The sequence below is a fragment of the Aminobacter sp. P4_H6_2 genome (assembly GCF_056400805.1).
This window is the reverse complement of the sequence record NZ_JBFUKO010000055.1, coordinates 1-17,576: the sequence shown is the minus strand read 5'-3', so window position 1 is coordinate 17,576 and position 17,576 is coordinate 1. Positions and strand designations below refer to the sequence as shown.

Genomic DNA, 17,576 nt, shown 5'->3' with positions numbered 1-17,576 from the left:
TGCCCTGAGTCAGCCGAAACATGGCTGCTGTTGCCAAGCCGCCTGACTCCTGCCTTTCCAACTGATCCGCTGCCTACGGCTCAGTCTGAATCGGCAATCCGACGACGCCTGGAAACTGCAGCAAGCAAACCAGCGGTGAAACCGGCCCGCGACCTATGCTGCAGAAAGCAGGACCTTGTGAGGGAGGCGCCGGACCTTGGTCCGACACGGCATCTGCCGCGTATGGGATCCCCGAAATGGCCTGCACGAAGACAGCCTCCCCCGGTCGAGAAGGCAATCGCAAGGCTTTGGGGAATACGTTTAAGTCATCGGAAGAATTGGCGCGGCGGCCCGCCAGGAGCGCCGCGCCAGGGCGCTTGGTTAAGCTGCCGCAAATCCGTCACGGCACAGGCCGTTGAGCTGTTCCAGCGACATCGAGTCGAGGTCGAGTGCTGCAAGCAGGTCGTTTTCGGCATTGAAATCGCGGCCATACATGGCCGAGAAGATGCGCACGCCGGATTCGTGCAGCTCGGCGGGGTAGCCGGCGAGGCGGCCGATCTTGGCGGTCGCGACCAGGCCGAAGGGCACGTCTTCGGTGACATAGCGGCTGTCGGCAGTCGCCGGACCCGTGCCGCCATTGCCGGCTTCGTGCATCTCCTGGTTCATCTGCGAGATCGAGCTCATCGGCACATGGAACGACAGGTGGAAGTGCTGGAAGATGTTGCGCACCTCAAGGCCGAGCTTGGTGGCGATGGCGATGCGTTCCTGATCGAGGTCCTCGAGCAGACGGCCGACATTCGGCGTCACGTTCTGGCCCTGGCTCCAGGTCTCGCCACGCTCCATGCGCGTCATGTTGCCGAGCGCGATGCCCATATGGTTCTGCGGGTTGAGGTTGGAGAGCGCGATCGCCATCAGGCTGCCCCGGTCGACGAAACGATCGCCAAACAGCGTCTGGCAGACAGCGAAGCCATCGGCGCTGCGCGAGGCCGGCACGGTGGCGAGATCGACCTTCTTGCGCACGGTGTTGACATTGACCAGCGTTGGGCTGAGCTGGCGACCCGACACCACTGTCGTGCCCCAGCCGACGATCGGCGCGACAACGCCGCGGGCCGCAAGCAGGCGCGACAGGTAGAGCGCGCCAAAAGAGGCATGCGAGGAGATGATGATCGTCTGGTCAGCCCTGATGTAGGGCGCGATGGCGTCGAGCACGGTCTTGTGGCCATAGGCCGGCAGCGCGATCACGATCGCCTCGGAACCGGCGACAAGCGCTTCGGCACTGGCCGCGGCCGAGGGATGGAAGGTACCTTCGACAGCACCCTGGGCGACCAGCGCCTCGCCCTTGGCCAGCGCCTTGGTGCGCTCGCCTGACGGCGACCACAGCGTCGCGTGATGCCCCTGCTGTTCGAGAAACACCGCCGTTCCAAAGGCGATCGAACCCGCACCGACAATACCTACCTGCATTCCAATATTCCTTTTTGGATCAATATCATTTCAGTTCCGGTGGCCCGCCAAAGGCCGGTGCCGCCGGGGTCGTTTCATTTCGGGCGTATCAACGCCCGCGTTGTGCTGCTGCCGACCTCGCCCGATGCCACCACCAGGAAAGCCCGCGCTCCGACGGAGCTGGCGCTGGTCAGCGAATGCGGTACATCGCCGGCGTAGCGCGCCGTCTCGCCGGCACGCACGATCATTTCATTGCCCGCGCTGCGCACGACGATCTCGCCTTCGGTGCAGTGCAGATGCTCGATGGTGCCCGCACCATGGGGGTCGCTGATCAGCTTGCCCTCAGGCTCGAAGCTCAGCAGATACCATTCGATCAGCGGCACCATGCCGGCTGGCGATAATATCTGCAGCGTGCAGCTGCCATCGGCACTTCGGATGGTCGGCGTCAGGTTCTCCGGCTGCAGGTCGATGCGATCGCCACGCTCTTCGGAAGCGCCACTGATCAGGTTGTTGAGGTCGATGTTGAGCGCCCGGGTCAGATGCCACAGCGTGCCATAGGTCGGGTTGGCGTTGCCGCGCTCGATCTCGGACAGCATCGAGCGCGACACGCCCGATTTCGTCGCCAGATCGGCAAGCGTGAGCTTCTGCTGTTYCCGGTACGCCTGCAGGCGCGGCCCGATTTCCGGCGGATTGACCGAATGCATGTTCATTCCGATGCTCCTTCCGACGCCTCGGGCAGTTTACTYGGCGAGCGGCTCTCCAAGTGTGTGCATCAGCCGGTTGGCCCAACCGAACAGCGACGACGACAAGATGAGGTCGAGGATCTCGTCCTTGCCGAGGCCGGCATCGACCAGCGCCTGCATGTCCGAGGCATCAGCATCGGAGGGGCATTTCGACAGCTTTACCGAAAAGTCGAAGATCGCCTTGAGCCGGGGCTCGATCTCAGCATCGACACCGTCGGCGAAGATCGCTGCAATGACGGTCTCGTCCTTGGCGAGCTGGTTGTAGCGGCTGGCGTGGACGGCGGCACAGTAGATGCAGCGATTGACGATCGAGGCGCCGACAGCGCCAATCTCGCGCTCGGCACGCGACAGGCCGCCCTTGTTGTACATCACGCCGTTGAACAGCGGCGAGCGATGCGTCAGCGTCTCGACGTCATGCGCCAGCACCAGAACATAGTCCGACACCTTAGTGTTGGATGGCGTGATCTTCAGCGCTTCGAGCTGAGCGGGGCTCGCTTCGGCAAGGTCGAGCGGCCTGACGTAGGGCTTCCACTCGGGAATGGTGGTGGTGAATTCGTGGACAACCTTGCTCATGCCAATCCCCGCATCAGCCGCAGCCCAGCGGCGACCCTGATCTGATAGCTGACGAATGCGACAAGCTCCGACAGACGCACGATGTCGGCATCGGCGAGACCCGCTTCCTGCAACAATTCGATGTCGCGGCGCGTCGCATCCTTGGGCGCATGCGCCACCAGATCGACATGCCGGATCAGCGCCTTGAGGCGCGCATCATTACCGCCGTCGAACCAGATGTCGGCAATGCGTGCCGTGTCGCCAGACGCGCTGGCCTTTTCGAGCAGGACTTCGAAATGTTCCTCGAAGTCCTTGTCGTCGTTGATCTTGGCGATGCGGCAGGCAAGTGCCGCGCGCTCGGCATGCGTGAGGCCGCCTGGCTCAACCGGCGTCAAAGCGCCGTCATGCGTCTGCTGCGTCAGCGCCATGACGTCGGCGCGTCCCGCCACCACCTCGGCCAGCGCGCTGCCGGGTTCGATGCCGACGATCGCGGCAATCACGTCCTCGTTTTGTGCCATGCCGTTCTCCTATGCCTGCTTGCGGGCAGCCGCCCGCCCATCGTCCGGCAGGGGCGATGCCGTCCACTCGTCGCCGCGCAGCTCGGGCGTGTCGTAGTCGAGCAGGCGCTGCCAGTACTGGCCGAAATTCTCGGTGTAGAGTTTGGCGGCGATCTCGCGCGCCAGCCACGCCGCACCTTCGCTGATGCCTGGAATGTCGCCGCTCATCTTGCCTAGGCTTGCTGCGGCACCGGAATTGAAGCTGTGGATATTGGCGAGCCATGGCGCCTGCCCAGGCTCGCGCTCCAGGAAGGTGAAGTCGCGGGCAAGATAGGGATAATTGCCGAGCTCGCTGTTTTCCTGGCCCTCTGGTGGTGTGAAGCGGTCCTGCCACAACAAGATCTTGTCGGCGTAGCCGTCGAGTTCCTTGCGCGCCAGCGGATCGACACCAAAGCCGGTGCCAAGGATCAGGAAGTCGGCGCGAACGGCCTTGCCCTGCGAGGTCGAAATGACGATCTCGTCGCCATCGAGCTCGGTCTTTTCGACCGCCGCATCAAAATGGAAATAGGCATTCGGGTGCCGGCTCACACGCATCGTCGAACCACGCGGCGCTGGCGTCTGCGTGCGCAGCGAGTAGTTCATGATCTGCCAGCGCCTGGCATCGCCCAACTGCGGGAATGCAGCGGTGAAGCCGAACGAGCCAATGCCCATCAGCTTGTTGATGCAGGGCATCTCCTTGCGGCGGATAAGGTGGCGCACTTCAGCGGCCCCTGCTTCCAGCGCCTCGGCGGCATTGTCGACGGCGGATGCCCCCACGCCGACCACCACCACTCGCTTGCCGCGCAGGGCGGCAAAGTCAATTTCATGCGAAGAATGCGCCCAGTATTTCTGGGGCAAACTGTCGACGAAGCCGGGAATGCTGGGATGTCCCATGCCGTCGCGGCCGGTCGCCATCACCACCTTGCGGGCCAGTACCGATTTTTCGCGCGCGCCTTCGCCAGCGAGCGTCAGCCGCATCAGCTCGCCTTCGGGCAGGATGGTCTTGACCTCGACGCCGTTTTCCACCGGCAATTCAAGCACCTTGCGGTACCAGCGCAGATATTCCATCCACATCGGCCGCGGGATCTTCTCGAGTTCCGCCCAGGTCTGGTTGCCGAACTGAGCGACATACCAGGCGCGGAAGGTCAGCGACGCCATGCCATAGGCCGGGCCGGTCAACTGCTTGGGCGAACGCAGCGTTTCCATGCGCGCATAGGTCAGCCAGGGTCCCTCGAAGCCCACCGGGCTGCGATCGAAGATGCGGATGTTCTGGATGCCGGCGCCGATCAGCGCGAAGCTTGCGACCAGGCCGCACATGCCACCGCCGATGACGATAACGTCGTGAACATGATCTTCAGCTGCCGTCGGAACAACCCAGTTTGCCGGCGGATAGCACAGGCAGGCCAGGTCGTCGCGAACGCGCTGTTCGAGTTCTTCCAGTCCGCCGGCGGCGGACTGGAGCGGTGCGGATACGTCAAACGCCATGGTGATCTGCCTGTTGCCCACGCCAAACGGCCCGGGCGTCCTTCCTCAATTGTGTGCGTGGCGGTCGGGAATGACCGTCGTGGTCTCGGGCTTCCAGCCGACCCAGATGTCTTCGCCGTTGAGCTGGGTAACACCGGAGGGATGGACCAGCGCATTGAGCATCGTGCCGTCGCCGACCTCGACCGAAAGCGACGTGTGGTTGCCCTTGAACACGCGCTGACGGATCTTGCCCTTGATGCGGTTGCCGCTTGTCGGCTCATCGGCCGAGCAGTGGATCGCCTCGGGACGCAGCACGACATAGAGGTGGTCGCCGGCCTTGGGCGCGAGCCCGCCCTGTGCCGCCTTGATGGTGATGCCGTTCCAGCTCAACGCCGCGTTGTCGCCCTCGGTGCCAACGACCGTGCTACGCAAAAGGTTGGTCTCGCCGATGAAGTTGGCGACGAACACCGAGCCAGGACGCCCGTAGAGTGTGTTCGGATCGCCCATCTGCTCGATGCGGCCCATGTTCATGACCACGATCGTGTCGGACATGGTCAGCGCCTCTTCCTGGTCGTGGGTCACGAACATGAAGGTCTTGCCGGTCTTTTCCTGGACCGACTTGAGCTCGATTTGCATCTGCTGGCGCAGCTTGGCGTCAAGTGCTGACAGCGGCTCATCGAGCAGCAACACGTCCGGATCGGGTGCCAACGCACGCATCAGCGCCACGCGCTGGCGCTGGCCGCCGGACAGTTCCGCCGGCAAGCGCTTGGCGTAGTCTTGCAGCTGGACCAGTTCGAGCAGCTCGCTGACCCGGCGGTGGATGTGCTGGTTGTCCAATCCCTTCAGCTCCAGGCCGAAGGCGATGTTCTTGGCGACGCTCATATGCGGGAAGAGCGCATAATCCTGGAACACGATGTTGACGTTGCGCTTGTTGGGCGGAACACGCGTGACGTCCTTGCCGCCAAGCAGGATGCGGCCGGAATTCGGCGTCTCGAAACCGCCGAGCATGCGCAGCGAAGTCGACTTGCCGCAGCCAGACGGGCCGAGCAGGGTGACGAACTTGCCGCCCTCGATGCTCAGGTTCAGGTTCTCGACGGCAACATGCTTGCCGTAGCTCTTGGTGACATTGTCGAACTGGACGACGGGTTCCATCAGCGGGTCCTCGCGCGGCGGGTAAGGTACTCGGCGTACAGTCCGACGGCGGCGGTAACCACCAGGACGAGTGTCGCCATTGCGTTGATTTCGGGAGACATGCCGCCCTGCACCTTGGCGAAGATCAGCATGGGAAGGGTCGGGCGATAGCCACCCAGGAAGAAGGTGCGGACGAAGTCGTCGATCGACAAAAGCACGCAGAAGATCATGCCGCCCACGAGGGCCGGTCCGAGATAGGGCAGCGTGACGCGGAAGAAGGCAACGACGCTGTCGGCACCAAGATCACGCGCAGCATCGACCAGGTTGCCCGGCATCGAGCGCAGGCGGGTCAGTGCCATCACCACCACGAAAGGCACCGCGTGCCCGGTGTGGCCCAGGATGATGGCTGCGGTTCCCGTCGGCATGTCGATGGTCGAGATGAAGATGCGCAGCGAAATCGCCGAGATCATGCCGGGCACGACGGCCGGCAGGCAGGCGAGCGCAAAGATGATGACCTGGCCCTTGATGCCTTCGGCAACGATCAGCATGGCAATCCATGTGCCAAGCGTGGTTGCGGCCAGTGTCGAACAGGCAGCGATCATGATCGAATACAGGCAAGCTTCCAGGAACTGCTTGTCCTGCATCACCTTGGCGTACCAATCAAAGGTCCAATCGCCGATCGGGAAAGCGACGAAATTGGCGTCCTTGAAGCTCATCGCCATCATCAGAGTGAGCGGCAGCAGCAGATAAAGCAGGAAGGCCCAGTAAAACGCGGTCAGCGTGGTGCGCGGGGCGTCGGAAAACATGTTGCGCATCAAAATGCACTCCTTTTCTTGCCGCCGACGAGGCGCATGAAGATACCCGCCGTGATCAGGGCGGTGATCAGCATGATCAGCGCGAAGGCGGCACCGACCGGCCATTTGTCGCTGGCACCGTGGAAGAAGCCGCTGATCGTTTCAGGGAACAGCACGGTGTTGGGCCCGCCCAGCAGCATGGGGGTTGCAAAGACGCCGATGCAGGTCAAAAACACCAGCGAACAGCCCGACACGATGCCGTCCTTGGACAGCGGCAAGATGATCTTGCGGAACCGCGTGAACGGACCGGCGCCAAGGTCGGCAGCGGCGTCCAGATACTGCGACGGAATCTTCTCGATCGCCGAATAGAGCGGCAAAAGCATGTACAGGCAGATCAGGTAGACAAGGCCGAAGCCAAGCGAAAACGAGGTGTAGAGCATCGGGATCGGCTTATCGATCAACCCGACCTCGCGCAGCAGCACATTGAGCGCGCCGCGATTGGCCAAGAGCATGATCACCGAAAAGGTGCGGATCAGCTCGCCGGCCCAGAACGGAACCAGGAGCAGCAGCAGCGCCTTGGAACGGCCTTCCGGCTTGACGATCTTGGCGACGTAGTAGGCGACCGGATAGACCACCACCAGCGTGATAGCCGTCGCTGCCGTTGCAAAGATGAAGCTCTTGATCAGCGGCGTGAAGTAGAGCGATTCACTGAAGAAGATCGCGTAGTTGTCGAAGGTGTAACGCGACTCCACGCCGGGCTGGACCGGGTAGTGGGACATCAGGCTGATCTTCAGCATCTGGTAGATCGGCCCGACATGCAGCATGGCCAGCCAGATCAGCGGCACACCGGCCAGAAGGATGACCCTGCCGATCCGCGACTCCACCGCAGCCCCCAGCGTGTGCCGGTAAAGTGCTGAATTGACCACCTTGGCTATGCCGGTCGAATATTTGGGCACGGACGCGTCGCGCACCGCCCCATATCCGGCTGTCGTGTTGCTACTCACCATCAAACAATCTCGGTTGGCGCAGCCCGACTGGTACCGCGCGGCAAGGCCGGCGGTCAGTCATTGCGCGTTGTGGGCTTGGACAAGCTTGGCTGCCTGCCCCGGAGATCGTCGCAGCGCTCCGGGACAGACTGCAGGCCGTGCGAGGCCTAGCCTCGTCAGGCCGCTTTGACCTCTGCGGTCGCGCGGTCGATCATCTCGTTCTTCATGTCGCGGTTGACCGAGTTGAAGAAGATGATGCGCTCGACTTCTTCCTGCGGCAGCGTCGAGGCGAGCTTTTCGCGCTCGTTGAGCAGGTCGCCAACGCCGTTCATGGTCGAGCTGTAGCCCGACTGACGGGTCATGGCGGCACCGACTTCCGGGTTCGCCAGGATCGCGTCGAGCAGCTTGTAGGCGTTCTCGGCGTTCGGTGCGTTGTTGACGACGTTGAGCGTGTAGCAGAAGCCGAACGTGCCTTCCTTCGGCACCGAAAGCTGGATCGGATGACCGTCGAAGATCAGCTTGGCAGCAGGACCCGACCACGAATGGGCAAGGTAGATGTCTTCGTTGATGAACATCTGCTGCACTTCCGAGCCCGCTTCATAGTACTTGCGGACCATGTCCTTGTTCTTGATCAGGAAGTCGCGCGCTTCGTTGGTCGCCTTCTGGGCGACTTCAGGCTTGCCGGCATAGGTGACGAAGTCGCCGTCATGGCCGAGATACTGCATGACGATGGTCATGAAGTCGCTGACGATGTAGGAAGTCTGGCCCTTGTACTGCGGATCGAACATGATCTCCCAGCTCGGCGCGTCCTTCACATAGTCGACATTGCGGGCGAGGCCCTCATAGCCGGCGAGGATCGGCAGACCCCACAGATTGCCGTCGACGCGCGCCCAAGGAGCATCCTGATAGGCGGTGTTGAGGTTCTTCCAGTTGGAGATCTTGCCGGTGTCGAGCGGCTGCAGCAGCTTCGAGCTGATGAACTGCGTATAGCGGTGGCCGGCAACCGTGACGATGTCGGTCGAAGGATTGGCGCCCTCGGCGGTGAGCAGGTTGTACTGCTTGCCCTGATCGTCGGTCAGCCGGATGTTGACCTGAATTCCAGTGTCCTTCTGGAACTTGTCGAGGAATTCCTGCGGCAGGAATTTGTCATAGGTGGTGATGTTCAGCACGCCGCTCGCCGCCCAGCTTGGGGTCGGGCGAATGACATAGGGCATCGCCAGAGCGGCAGCGCCACCGCCAAGCAGCTTCAGCGCGGTACGGCGGTTTGGTACCAGAATATTCTTCATTATGTTCCCCATTGGATAATACGAAGCATGCGCGCGGAGTTGACCGCGCAATAAAACCCGCCCTCGCCCAGTCAAATGGACTGTGCGACCGACAAGCCGGCAAAAAAGTGTACTCGTAGAGATTTACAGACAGCTATGAACTGGCGCCAAGTCCTCCACTAAGCCAGCCACGAATTCCGACATTCCGTCCGCAAATTCCACTAAACTGGAATTTTTCTGTAAACCGGTCGATTGTCAAGCATTGTTAGAAAAAATCTGTTCGCCCACCAACATCAGATGGCAGTCTGGTTGGCCATAGCTGTGGATGAAGCCGGCTAAGCCTCGGTCGAGACGCTGAGTTCCACCCGATCCGCCACAAAGCGGGTTTCTGCATACTGCACCGGCACGCCTTCGGCGTCGACATTGACCGCAACTGCGACAAGCACGATTGCGCCGGCCGACAGCTTGAGATCGGCCAGATCGGCGGCATCGGCATGCCGCGCCGAGACCAGCGTAGAACGACGGAAATAGTCCTCGATTCCAAAATGCTGGAAACTGAGCGTGATCGAGCCGTTTTCGGCATAGACCTTCTCGATACCTGGGAAGCGCTTTGCCTCGAACCAGCTTGTCGCGCGCGAAATCGGCCTGCCATCGGCCTCACTGAGTGTTTCCAGCCGGATCACCGGCGTTCCCGCGCCAAGGCGCAGCGATTCGGCGGCCCGTATACCTGCTGGCTCAAGCGCGTGCGCCAGAAGCGTACTGCGGCGTTCGCGCGTCTGCTCGCGCAGTCCGGTGGAAAAGCRCGTGCGTGCCGAAATTGGATAAGACAGCTTCTGCCGGCTCTCGACGAAGGTGCCCCGTCCCTGCTCGGCGCGCAGGACGCCTTCCTGGACAAGCGCTGAAATGGCGCTGCGCAAAGTGTGGCGGTTGACACCGAAGCGCTCGGACAGCGCCATTTCAGTTGGCAGCCGGCCATCGGCACCCAGCGTGCCGGCTGATATCGCCTGCCTGATCTGGTCGGCGATCTGGCGCCACAGCGCCACGCCGCTCTTCCGTGTCACCGTTGATTCCGGTTCGTTCAAATCCCCAGCCCCTGTCATGCACCCGTCACGGAGCCCCTCTACAAGCCCATTGTATGTTGTTCGTTTGTATAGAACAATAGACAAATAAAGCGAACGGAGCGGCGATGAAAATGGACCGACGGCAAGAAAGAGAAACGGAGGCAGCGCGCAAGGTCGCGATGGCGGCACTAGCGATGGCCCCCACCGACGAGTTGAAGCGCCTGTGTGCGGCCGCGGGCGTGACCAATGACGCTGAATTGCTGCGTGGTCCCGAAACCGGGCTGGTGTCGGTGCGCGGCCGGATCGGCGGTGGCGGTGCGCCGTTCAATTTCGGCGAGGCGACGGTGACACGTGCGACCGTGCGTTTGCCGAGCGGCGAGATCGGCCATGCCTATGCGCTCGGCCGCGACAAGGAAAAAGCGAAGCTCTCGGCCATCACCGACGCTCTCTGGCAGAATCCGAACCGGCGCGCCGACATTGAACAGAAGATCATCGCACCACTGCGCGCCGCACAAGCCGTAGCCGATACGACCCGCCGCGCCGAGACGGCAGCGACGAAGGTCGACTTCTTCACCATGGTGCGCGGAGAGGACTGATGGAACAGATGGATGTGATAGACGGCGGTTTTTCCGCTCCCGTATTCGACGCGCAGTTCGTGTTTCGTGCGGTGATGGACGCCATGGCGCGACCGGGTACCATTCAGCCTGTGCACGCCCTCGCGCAGCCACCGGCACCGCTTTCGCCAACCGCTGGTGCCGTAGCGCTGACCTTGTGCGACCACGACACCCCGCTGTGGCTCGACACCGGACTGCAGGTCTCGGCTGCGGTAAGATCCTGGCTCGGTTTCCACACTGGCGCACCGCATGCCGGAACTCCGGCCGACGCGCATTTCGCACTCGTTGCCAACCCGGCCAACCTGATCGCGCTCGAAAACTTCACGCAAGGCACGCAGGAATATCCTGATCGTTCAACGACGCTCGTTCTGCAGGTCGAAAGCCTGACTTTGGGCGCGCCGCTTCGCCTCGAAGGTCCAGGTATCGAGACCTTCGCCTCCATCGCACCGACGCCGCTGCCGCGCCACTTCGTCGAGCAGTGGAAGCAGAACGGTGCCCGTTTCCCGCGCGGCGTCGACGTGATCCTGGCGGCACCCGATGCGGTTGCCTGCCTGCCCCGCACCACCCGCATCAAGACGACGGAGGCCTGACATGTACGTGGCAGTCAAAGGTGGCGAAGCCGCCATCGCCAACGCCCACCGCCTGCTCGCCGACCGTCGCCGTGGCGACCGCTCGGTGCCCGCGCTGCGCATCGACCAGATCGTCGAGCAGCTGGCGCTCGGCATCGACCGCGTCATGGCCGAAGGCTCGCTCTATGACCGCGAACTCGCCGCCCTTGCGGTGATGCAATCGCGCGGCGACCTGATCGAGGCGATCTTCCTCGTCCGCGCCTATCGCACGACCTTGCCGCGCCTCGGCTACACCAGGCCGATCGATACCGCCGCCATGCAGGTCGAGCGCCGGGTTTCGGCAACCTACAAGGATTTGCCCGGCGGGCAACTGCTCGGCCCGACCTTCGACTACACCCACCGCCTGCTCGACCCTGAGCTTGCCGGTGATCCAGTGGTCGCGGAGGCCGAACAACGCGAGACAGACGGCCAGCGTATGATGCGCGTGTCCGAAATCCTCGCCCAGGAAGGCCTGATCGAAGCCGACGGTGAACTGCCGGAGGATCATCTCACCGGCGACATCACCCGCGAACCGCTGGAGTTCCCGCTGGCCCGCGACAGCCGCCTGCAGGCGCTGTCGCGCGGCGACGAGGGTTTTCTGCTCGCGCTCGGCTACTCCACGCAGCGCGGCTACGGCCGCAGCCATCCCTTTGTCGGCGAAGTCCGAATCGGCGAGGTGGAACTCGAACTCGACGTGCCGGAACTACCCTTCCCCGTCACGCTTGGCCGCATCCGCGTCACCGAGTGCCAGATGGTCAACCAGTTCAAGGGCTCGGCCAAGGCGCCGCCGCAGTTCACCCGCGGCTACGGCCTTGTCTTCGGCCAGTCCGAGCGCAAGGCGATGGCGATGTCATTGTGCGACCGCGCGCTGCGTGCCGGCGAACTGGGCGAGGACATCACAGCCCCGGCGCAGGACGAGGAGTTCGTCATCTCGCACTCCGACAACGTCCAGGCCACCGGGTTCGTCGAGCACCTGAAGCTGCCGCACTATGTCGACTTCCAGGCCGAACTCGACCTCGTCCGCCGCATGCGCACCGAGCATGAAAAGCGAAACCAACCAACCGACACCGACCAGCGCGAGGCGGCAGAATGACCACCGCAGCACCAGAAATCGCAACCTACAACTTCGCCTATCTCGACGAGCAGACCAAGCGGATGATCCGCCGCGCCATCCTCAAGGGCATCGCCATTCCCGGCTACCAGGTGCCCTTCGCCAGCCGTGAAATGCCGATGCCTTATGGCTGGGGCACCGGCGGCGTGCAGGTCACCGCCGCGATCATCGGTCCCGATGATGTGCTCAAGGTCATCGACCAGGGCGCCGACGACACCACCAACGCCGTGTCCATCCGCGCCTTCTTCCAGAAAGTCGCCGATGTCGCAGTGACCACCGAAACGGCGAAGGCGACGATCATCCAGACCCGTCACCGTATCCCCGAGCATCCACTGACGGAGGGCCAGACACTGGTCTACCAGGTGCCGATCCCCGAACCTCTGCGCTTCCTCGAACCGCGCGAAACCGAGACGCGGAAAATGCACGCGCTCGAGGAGTACGGGCTGATGCATGTGAAGCTCTACGAAGACATCGCCCGGCACGGCCGCATCGCCACCACCTATGCCTACCCGGTCAAGGTCGAGGGTCGTTATGTGATGGATCCCTCGCCGACGCCGAAATTCGACAATCCCAAGATGCACATGTCGCCCGCGCTCCAGCTGTTCGGCGCCGGCCGCGAGAAGCGCATCTATGCCGTGCCGCCCTTCACCAAGGTGGTGAGCCTCGATTTCGAGGACCATCCCTTCGAGATCCAGAGCTTCGACCAGCCTTGCGCCCTGTGCGGCGCCGAGCAGGTCTATCTCGACGAGGTCATCCTCGACGACAAGGGCGGACACATGTTCGTCTGTTCCGACACCGACCATTGCGAGACGCGCCAGGCCTGCGGCCATCGCGGCCACCTCTCTCCCGACATCCTGGAGCAAGCCCAATGACCGACCAACCGCTCCTGCGCGTCACAGCGCTGTCCAAATATTACGGCTCGCGCATCGGCTGCGAGGACATCTCCTTCGACCTCTGGCCGGGCGAAGTGCTGGCAGTCGTCGGCGAATCCGGCTCAGGCAAGACGACGCTGCTCAACTGCCTGGCCACCAGGCTTTTGCCAACCTCGGGCACCGCAAGCTACCGCATGCGCGATGGCCAGTGGCGCGACCTCTACCGCATGAGCGAGGCCGAGCGCCGTATCCTGATGCGCACCGACTGGGGTTTTGTCCATCAGAACCCGGCCGACGGGCTGCGCATGACAGTGTCTGCCGGCGCCAATGTCGGTGAGCGGCTGATGGCCGTCGGCGACCGCCACTATGGCAACATCCGCGCCACTGCCGTCGATTGGCTCAGCCGCGTCGAGATCGATGAGGAACGCATTGACGACGAGCCGCGTGCCTTTTCGGGCGGCATGCGCCAGCGCCTGCAGATCGCCCGCAATCTGGTCACCGGCCCGCGCCTGATATTCATGGACGAGCCGACCGGCGGCCTCGACGTTTCGGTGCAGGCGCGCCTGCTCGACCTGCTGCGCGGGCTGGTCACCGACCTTGGCCTTGCGGCGATCGTCGTCACCCACGACCTCGCGGTCGCCAGGCTTCTGTCGCAGCGCATGATGGTGATGAAGGACGGCCATGTCGTCGAAGCCGGTCTCACCGACCGCGTGCTCGACGATCCGCGCGCGCCCTACACCCAGCTCCTCGTTTCCTCCATTTTGCAGGTCTGAGCATGATCCCGAAAAGTGGTTCCCGGTTTTCGGACAAGATCATGCTCATCAAGGAAAGACCTTAACATGGCCACCCCACTCATTGTCTCTGAGGTCGCCAAGGCCTTCATCATGCATCTGCGCGGCGGCGTCCGCCTACCGGTGGTCGCCAATGTGTCGTTCTCGATCAGGGCGGGCGAATGCGCCGTGCTCGGCGGCCCCTCGGGTGCCGGCAAAAGCTCGATCCTGAAGATGGTCTACGGCAATTACGGCGTCGACCAGGGCCAGATCATCATCGAGCATCATGGCGCGCTCGTTGATCTTGCCACCGCCAATCCGCGCATGGTTCTGGAAGTCCGACGCGACACCATCGGTTATGTCAGCCAGTTCCTGCGCACCGTGCCGCGCGTTTCCACCCTGGATGTCGTTGCCGAGCCTTTGGTGGCGCGCGGCATTGACCGCAAGCAGGCGCAGGACCGCGCCGCCGACCTGCTCGGCCGGCTCAACCTGCCGGAAAGGCTGTGGAGCCTGCCGCCAGCAACCTTCTCGGGCGGTGAGCAGCAGCGCGTCAACATTGCGCGCGGCTTCATCACCGATCATCCGGTGCTTTTGCTCGACGAGCCGACGGCTTCGCTCGACGCCACCAACCGCGAAGTGGTGATTTCCCTCATCGACGAAAAGAAGCTCGCCGGCGTTGCCCTGCTCGGCATCTTCCATGACGCCGACGTGCGCGAGGCGGTTGCCGACCGCATTGTCGATGTCACCGAATTCGCCACGGGAAAGGCCGCAGCATGAGCCGCAAACTCTCCGAACAGCCCTACGTCCATCCGACCGCAGAGGTCAGCCAGTCGACGCTTGGCCGCTGGACCGAAGTCGCCGAGCGTAGCCGCATCAGCGAGAGCGAGCTCGGCGACTATTCCTACGTCATGCAGGATTGCAGCCTGTGGTGCGCCAAGGTCGGCAAGTTCTCAAACATCGCAGCCGCCGTGCGCGTCAATGCCACCAACCACCCGACCTGGCGACCGACGATGCACCACTTCACCTATCGCGCCTCGGACTATTGGGACGACGCCAGCCACGAGACCGAGTTCTTCGAGTGGCGGCGTTCGAACGCGGTCACTATCGGCCATGACACCTGGCTCGGTCATGGCTCGACGGTTCTGCCGGGCGTGACCATCGGCGACGGGGCAGCGATCGGTTCGGGTGCTGTGGTCACCAAGGACGTCGCGCCCTACACCATAGTCGCCGGTGTGCCGGCCAGGCCGTTGCGCGAGCGCTTCGACCGAAGGATATCAGAACGTTTCCAGGCGCTGGGCTGGTGGGACTGGGATCACGCCCGACTGCGCGTCGCCCTTGACGACTTCCGCAACCTGTCAGCGGAGGAATTTCTCGAAAAGCACGGCGGCTAAAGCCGCCTCACCGCGCCAGGAAAAACTGGATCGCCACCATGTTGACCAGGTCGACGAAAAACGCCGAGACCAGCGGCAGGATGATGAAGGCGTTCGGTGACGGCCCGTAGTGCTTGGTCACCGCTGTCATCGAAGCGATCGCCGTCGGCGTGGCCCCTAGCGAGAGGCCGGTGAAGCCGGCACTCAGCACCGCCGCTTGATAGTCCCTGCCGAGCAGCGGGAAAAGCACGATCAGGATGAAGGCAACCGCGAGCACGGCCTGCATGGCAACGACAACCAGCAGCGGCCCTGCGACCCCGGCAAGCGTCCAAAGCTGCATGCTCATCAGCGACATGGCAAGGAACGCCGACAACGAATAGTCTGAAATCAGCGACATTGCCGGTGAGCGCGCCGGCCATTGCAGCCGGGGAAAGATGTAAGGGATCGTGTTGGACAAAACGACGCCCATGATCAGACAAGGCACGAAGAGCGGCAGCTTGACGCCCATCGCAGTTACCGGTCCGTGAACCAGATAGCCGAGCACCACGGCTACGTTGACCAGCAAAAGCGCCTGCATGAAGTTCGATTTGTCGATTGGCACGGCTTCCGATCTTGCGAAGGCCTGTCCACTCACCGAAGCGCTGGCATCGGGGGTGAGTTTGCCCCGTTCGATCAGGAATTTGGCCAATGGGCCGCCCAGGACGCTGGCGACGATGAGGCCGAGCGTCGCCGCCGCCGTGCCGACCTCCACGGCCCCGGGAAAGCCATGCTCGGCGGCGATCGCCGGCGCCCAGGCAATCGTGGTGCCGTGCCCACCGACAAAGGCAATCGATCCCATGATGACGCCCGCCGCCGAGGGTAGGCCGAACAGCCAGGCCCCGAGCGTGCCGACGCCATTTTGCAAGAAAACGAAAAACACGGTCAGCACGCACAGTACGACCAGCGCCCGCCCACCGACCAGCAGGTCGGACAGCCGTGCATTGACTCCGACGGTGGCAAAGAAGATGACCAGCAACCTGTCGCGCGTGGTCATCTCGAAGATGATCTCCATCCCCGACAGCTTATGGAACGCCCAAATGGCGGCGGCGGCCAGAAACCCGCCAGTCACCGGTTCGGGGATGTTGTAGTCGCGCAGGAATGCGACATGGCGCGTCAGGATCACGCCGACGAAGTAGACGACGATTCCGAGCGTAAGTGTCAGGAAATCAGGCGAAATGAGCGTGTTGGCTGCCGTCGTCATCCGAACTTTTTATGGTCGCGAGAACTGGAATCTCGGATAGGCAGACCCCAGCCTATCCGCCCTCAACCTTGCCTAGAATATCGAGCAGAGCAATCGCTATTCGGCCACCGCTGTTGCCGAAACACAAACGCCCGCAATCGGCACCCCGAAGGGACGATTGCGGGCGCTGAGAAGTTCAGTGCGAGGTAATCAGGCTGCCYGGATCGCCGAAAGCTGCCAGTCGCCGCCGCCCTGGCGCACGAAAGTCCACAGCTCGGTGGTCTCGGTCGGCTCGCTAGCATCGCCTTCGACGATCTCGCCGGTGGCGCGGTTGCGCGTCACGTCGATGGAGGAATACTGCAATGCCGCCGTGGCATAGTCGCGGTCGCCTTCACTCCAGCTCTCGGCGATGTCAGCCTGCAGCAGCTGAACGTCGGACACATCGTTGCGCACGCCATTTTGGGCGTTGTCGGCAAGTTCTTCCGACAGATACGACACCATCTCAGGCGTCACCAGCCGGCGCAGCGCCTTGTGGTCCTCGCGACCAAAAGCTTCCTGCACCTCGGTCAGCATGCGCTGGAAGGTGTCGAGGTCTTCACCGGATACGGTGATGTCCTTGGTCACTGGCTGCTGCGAGCCAGCGTCTGACCGGCTGCCGCCGATGCTCGGAATGCTGAACGAGCGGCTGCCGCCATTGGCCTTGCCGGTTTGTTCAGGCGCCGCATCGCGATAATTGAAGTTACCACCACCGGCACCGGCTCCAGCCATCGCTGGACCGGAACTGACCGCCTGCCGTGAGCGGAAGAAGCGCAGGGCGAGCCAGATGGCGCCGCCGATCAGCAGCACCTGCATCAGCATGCCGAACATGCCGGCGAGACCGCCGAAACCCTGGCCCATCATCATGCCGAGCAGGCCGCCCATCAACAGTCCGCCGATCATCGCGCCGCCGAAGCCACCCATGAAGCCGGGGCGCTGCTGCGCGGCCGCACCCGGGCGCGCGGCATTGGTGGCCGGGTTCGCGGCCTGGCCGGTGTTCGGCGTCATCGAGCGCTCCACCGGTG

At 63.0% G+C, this 17,576-nt stretch carries 19 protein-coding genes; 7 read left to right on the top strand and 12 right to left on the bottom strand.

The window, feature by feature from the left end; all coding sequences use genetic code 11:
• Positions 1 to 360: 360 nt before the first annotated feature.
• From AC1DUU_RS07160 to phnF, 10 genes are all read right to left on the bottom strand, one after another.
• Positions 361 to 1,440 carry an NAD/NADP octopine/nopaline dehydrogenase family protein gene (locus AC1DUU_RS07160; protein ID WP_476782727.1) on the bottom strand — a complete coding sequence of 360 codons (1,080 nt, stop codon included), beginning with the start codon at positions 1,438 to 1,440 and terminating at the stop codon, positions 361 to 363.
• A 74-nt stretch (positions 1,441 to 1,514) separates the two neighbouring features.
• The gene (locus tag AC1DUU_RS07155; protein WP_476782726.1) at positions 1,515 to 2,129 is read right to left on the bottom strand and encodes a helix-turn-helix domain-containing protein; all 615 of its coding nucleotides are present in this window, start codon (positions 2,127 to 2,129) and stop codon (positions 1,515 to 1,517) included.
• A gap of 30 nt (positions 2,130 to 2,159) precedes the next feature.
• The gene (locus AC1DUU_RS07150; RefSeq protein WP_476782725.1) at positions 2,160 to 2,735 is read right to left on the bottom strand and encodes a peroxidase-related enzyme; all 576 of its coding nucleotides are present in this window, start codon (positions 2,733 to 2,735) and stop codon (positions 2,160 to 2,162) included.
• A complete protein-coding gene (locus AC1DUU_RS07145; RefSeq protein WP_476782724.1) occupies positions 2,732 to 3,232 on the bottom strand; it encodes a CMD domain-containing protein in 501 nt (166 codons plus the stop codon). The genes AC1DUU_RS07150 and AC1DUU_RS07145 overlap by 4 nt, the downstream gene beginning before the upstream one ends.
• Before the next feature lie 9 nt (positions 3,233 to 3,241).
• Positions 3,242 to 4,735 (bottom strand): NAD(P)-binding domain-containing protein, encoded by a 1,494-nt coding sequence (locus AC1DUU_RS07140; protein ID WP_476782723.1) that lies wholly within the window; start codon positions 4,733 to 4,735, stop codon positions 3,242 to 3,244.
• A gap of 45 nt (positions 4,736 to 4,780) precedes the next feature.
• Complete coding sequence (locus AC1DUU_RS07135; RefSeq protein ID WP_476782722.1) at positions 4,781 to 5,866, bottom strand: ABC transporter ATP-binding protein; 1,086 nt, start codon at positions 5,864 to 5,866, stop codon at positions 4,781 to 4,783.
• Positions 5,866 to 6,660 (bottom strand): ABC transporter permease, encoded by a 795-nt coding sequence (locus AC1DUU_RS07130; protein ID WP_476782721.1) that lies wholly within the window; start codon positions 6,658 to 6,660, stop codon positions 5,866 to 5,868. Before AC1DUU_RS07130 ends, AC1DUU_RS07135 begins: the two co-directional genes overlap by 1 nt.
• Positions 6,660 to 7,646: an ABC transporter permease gene (locus AC1DUU_RS07125; RefSeq protein ID WP_476782720.1), complete on the bottom strand. Its 987-nt coding sequence runs from the start codon at positions 7,644 to 7,646 to the stop codon at positions 6,660 to 6,662. Before AC1DUU_RS07125 ends, AC1DUU_RS07130 begins: the two co-directional genes overlap by 1 nt.
• 155 nt (positions 7,647 to 7,801) lie before the next feature.
• Complete coding sequence (locus AC1DUU_RS07120; protein ID WP_476782719.1) at positions 7,802 to 8,911, bottom strand: extracellular solute-binding protein; 1,110 nt, start codon at positions 8,909 to 8,911, stop codon at positions 7,802 to 7,804.
• Positions 8,912 to 9,225: 314 nt separating this feature from the next.
• Positions 9,226 to 9,990, bottom strand: coding sequence for a phosphonate metabolism transcriptional regulator PhnF (phnF, locus tag AC1DUU_RS07115; RefSeq protein WP_476782718.1), 765 nt, complete (start codon positions 9,988 to 9,990; stop codon positions 9,226 to 9,228).
• Positions 9,991 to 10,076: 86 nt separating this feature from the next.
• Between phnF and phnG the strand changes: the two genes are divergently transcribed.
• From phnG to AC1DUU_RS07080, 7 genes are all read left to right on the top strand, one after another.
• On the top strand, positions 10,077 to 10,547 hold the full coding sequence (gene phnG / locus AC1DUU_RS07110) for a phosphonate C-P lyase system protein PhnG (RefSeq protein ID WP_476782717.1): 471 nt from the start codon (positions 10,077 to 10,079) through the stop codon (positions 10,545 to 10,547).
• Positions 10,547 to 11,155 carry a phosphonate C-P lyase system protein PhnH gene (gene phnH / locus AC1DUU_RS07105; protein ID WP_476782716.1) on the top strand — a complete coding sequence of 203 codons (609 nt, stop codon included), beginning with the start codon at positions 10,547 to 10,549 and terminating at the stop codon, positions 11,153 to 11,155. The genes phnG and phnH overlap by 1 nt, the downstream gene beginning before the upstream one ends.
• 1 nt (position 11,156) lies before the next feature.
• Entirely contained in the window at positions 11,157 to 12,266 is a 1,110-nt protein-coding gene (locus tag AC1DUU_RS07100) for a carbon-phosphorus lyase complex subunit (protein WP_476782715.1), read from the top strand.
• Positions 12,263 to 13,156 carry an alpha-D-ribose 1-methylphosphonate 5-phosphate C-P-lyase PhnJ gene (locus AC1DUU_RS07095; RefSeq protein WP_476782714.1) on the top strand — a complete coding sequence of 298 codons (894 nt, stop codon included), beginning with the start codon at positions 12,263 to 12,265 and terminating at the stop codon, positions 13,154 to 13,156. The genes AC1DUU_RS07100 and AC1DUU_RS07095 overlap by 4 nt, the downstream gene beginning before the upstream one ends.
• On the top strand, positions 13,153 to 13,929 hold the full coding sequence (gene phnK, locus AC1DUU_RS07090) for a phosphonate C-P lyase system protein PhnK (protein WP_476782713.1): 777 nt from the start codon (positions 13,153 to 13,155) through the stop codon (positions 13,927 to 13,929). Before AC1DUU_RS07095 ends, phnK begins: the two co-directional genes overlap by 4 nt.
• 66 nt (positions 13,930 to 13,995) lie before the next feature.
• Positions 13,996 to 14,703, top strand: a complete 708-nt coding sequence (gene phnL, locus AC1DUU_RS07085; protein WP_476782712.1) for a phosphonate C-P lyase system protein PhnL — start codon at positions 13,996 to 13,998, stop codon at positions 14,701 to 14,703.
• On the top strand, positions 14,700 to 15,317 hold the full coding sequence (locus tag AC1DUU_RS07080; protein WP_476782711.1) for a DapH/DapD/GlmU-related protein: 618 nt from the start codon (positions 14,700 to 14,702) through the stop codon (positions 15,315 to 15,317). Before phnL ends, AC1DUU_RS07080 begins: the two co-directional genes overlap by 4 nt.
• 7 nt (positions 15,318 to 15,324) lie before the next feature.
• Here AC1DUU_RS07080 and gltS read toward each other — a convergent pair whose 3' ends face one another.
• Together gltS and AC1DUU_RS07070 are read right to left on the bottom strand one after the other, a co-directional pair.
• Positions 15,325 to 16,536 (bottom strand): sodium/glutamate symporter, encoded by a 1,212-nt coding sequence (gene gltS / locus AC1DUU_RS07075; protein ID WP_476782710.1) that lies wholly within the window; start codon positions 16,534 to 16,536, stop codon positions 15,325 to 15,327.
• 189 nt (positions 16,537 to 16,725) lie between these two features.
• The coding region (locus tag AC1DUU_RS07070) for a Tim44 domain-containing protein (protein ID WP_476782709.1) at positions 16,726 to 17,576 on the bottom strand (851 nt) is incomplete at its 5' end.

Excerpts from the sequence above, each read along its gene's own strand:
- AC1DUU_RS07160 (WP_476782727.1), bottom strand. The coding sequence starts at position 1,440 with ATGCAGGTAGGTATTGTCGGTGCGGGTTCGATCGCCTTTGGAACGGCG.
- AC1DUU_RS07145 (WP_476782724.1), bottom strand. The coding sequence starts at position 3,232 with ATGGCACAAAACGAGGACGTGATTGCCGCGATCGTCGGCATCGAACCC.
- AC1DUU_RS07140 (WP_476782723.1), bottom strand. The coding sequence starts at position 4,735 with ATGGCGTTTGACGTATCCGCACCGCTCCAGTCCGCCGCCGGCGGACTG.
- AC1DUU_RS07135 (WP_476782722.1), bottom strand. The coding sequence starts at position 5,866 with ATGGAACCCGTCGTCCAGTTCGACAATGTCACCAAGAGCTACGGCAAG.
- AC1DUU_RS07130 (WP_476782721.1), bottom strand. The coding sequence starts at position 6,660 with ATGCGCAACATGTTTTCCGACGCCCCGCGCACCACGCTGACCGCGTTT.
- AC1DUU_RS07125 (WP_476782720.1), bottom strand. The coding sequence starts at position 7,646 with ATGGTGAGTAGCAACACGACAGCCGGATATGGGGCGGTGCGCGACGCG.
- AC1DUU_RS07120 (WP_476782719.1), bottom strand. The coding sequence starts at position 8,911 with ATGAAGAATATTCTGGTACCAAACCGCCGTACCGCGCTGAAGCTGCTT.
- phnG (WP_476782717.1), top strand. The coding sequence starts at position 10,077 with ATGAAAATGGACCGACGGCAAGAAAGAGAAACGGAGGCAGCGCGCAAG.
- phnH (WP_476782716.1), top strand. The coding sequence starts at position 10,547 with ATGGAACAGATGGATGTGATAGACGGCGGTTTTTCCGCTCCCGTATTC.
- AC1DUU_RS07100 (WP_476782715.1), top strand. The coding sequence starts at position 11,157 with ATGTACGTGGCAGTCAAAGGTGGCGAAGCCGCCATCGCCAACGCCCAC.
- AC1DUU_RS07095 (WP_476782714.1), top strand. The coding sequence starts at position 12,263 with ATGACCACCGCAGCACCAGAAATCGCAACCTACAACTTCGCCTATCTC.
- phnK (WP_476782713.1), top strand. The coding sequence starts at position 13,153 with ATGACCGACCAACCGCTCCTGCGCGTCACAGCGCTGTCCAAATATTAC.
- phnL (WP_476782712.1), top strand. The coding sequence starts at position 13,996 with ATGGCCACCCCACTCATTGTCTCTGAGGTCGCCAAGGCCTTCATCATG.
- AC1DUU_RS07080 (WP_476782711.1), top strand. The coding sequence starts at position 14,700 with ATGAGCCGCAAACTCTCCGAACAGCCCTACGTCCATCCGACCGCAGAG.
- gltS (WP_476782710.1), bottom strand. The coding sequence starts at position 16,536 with ATGACGACGGCAGCCAACACGCTCATTTCGCCTGATTTCCTGACACTT.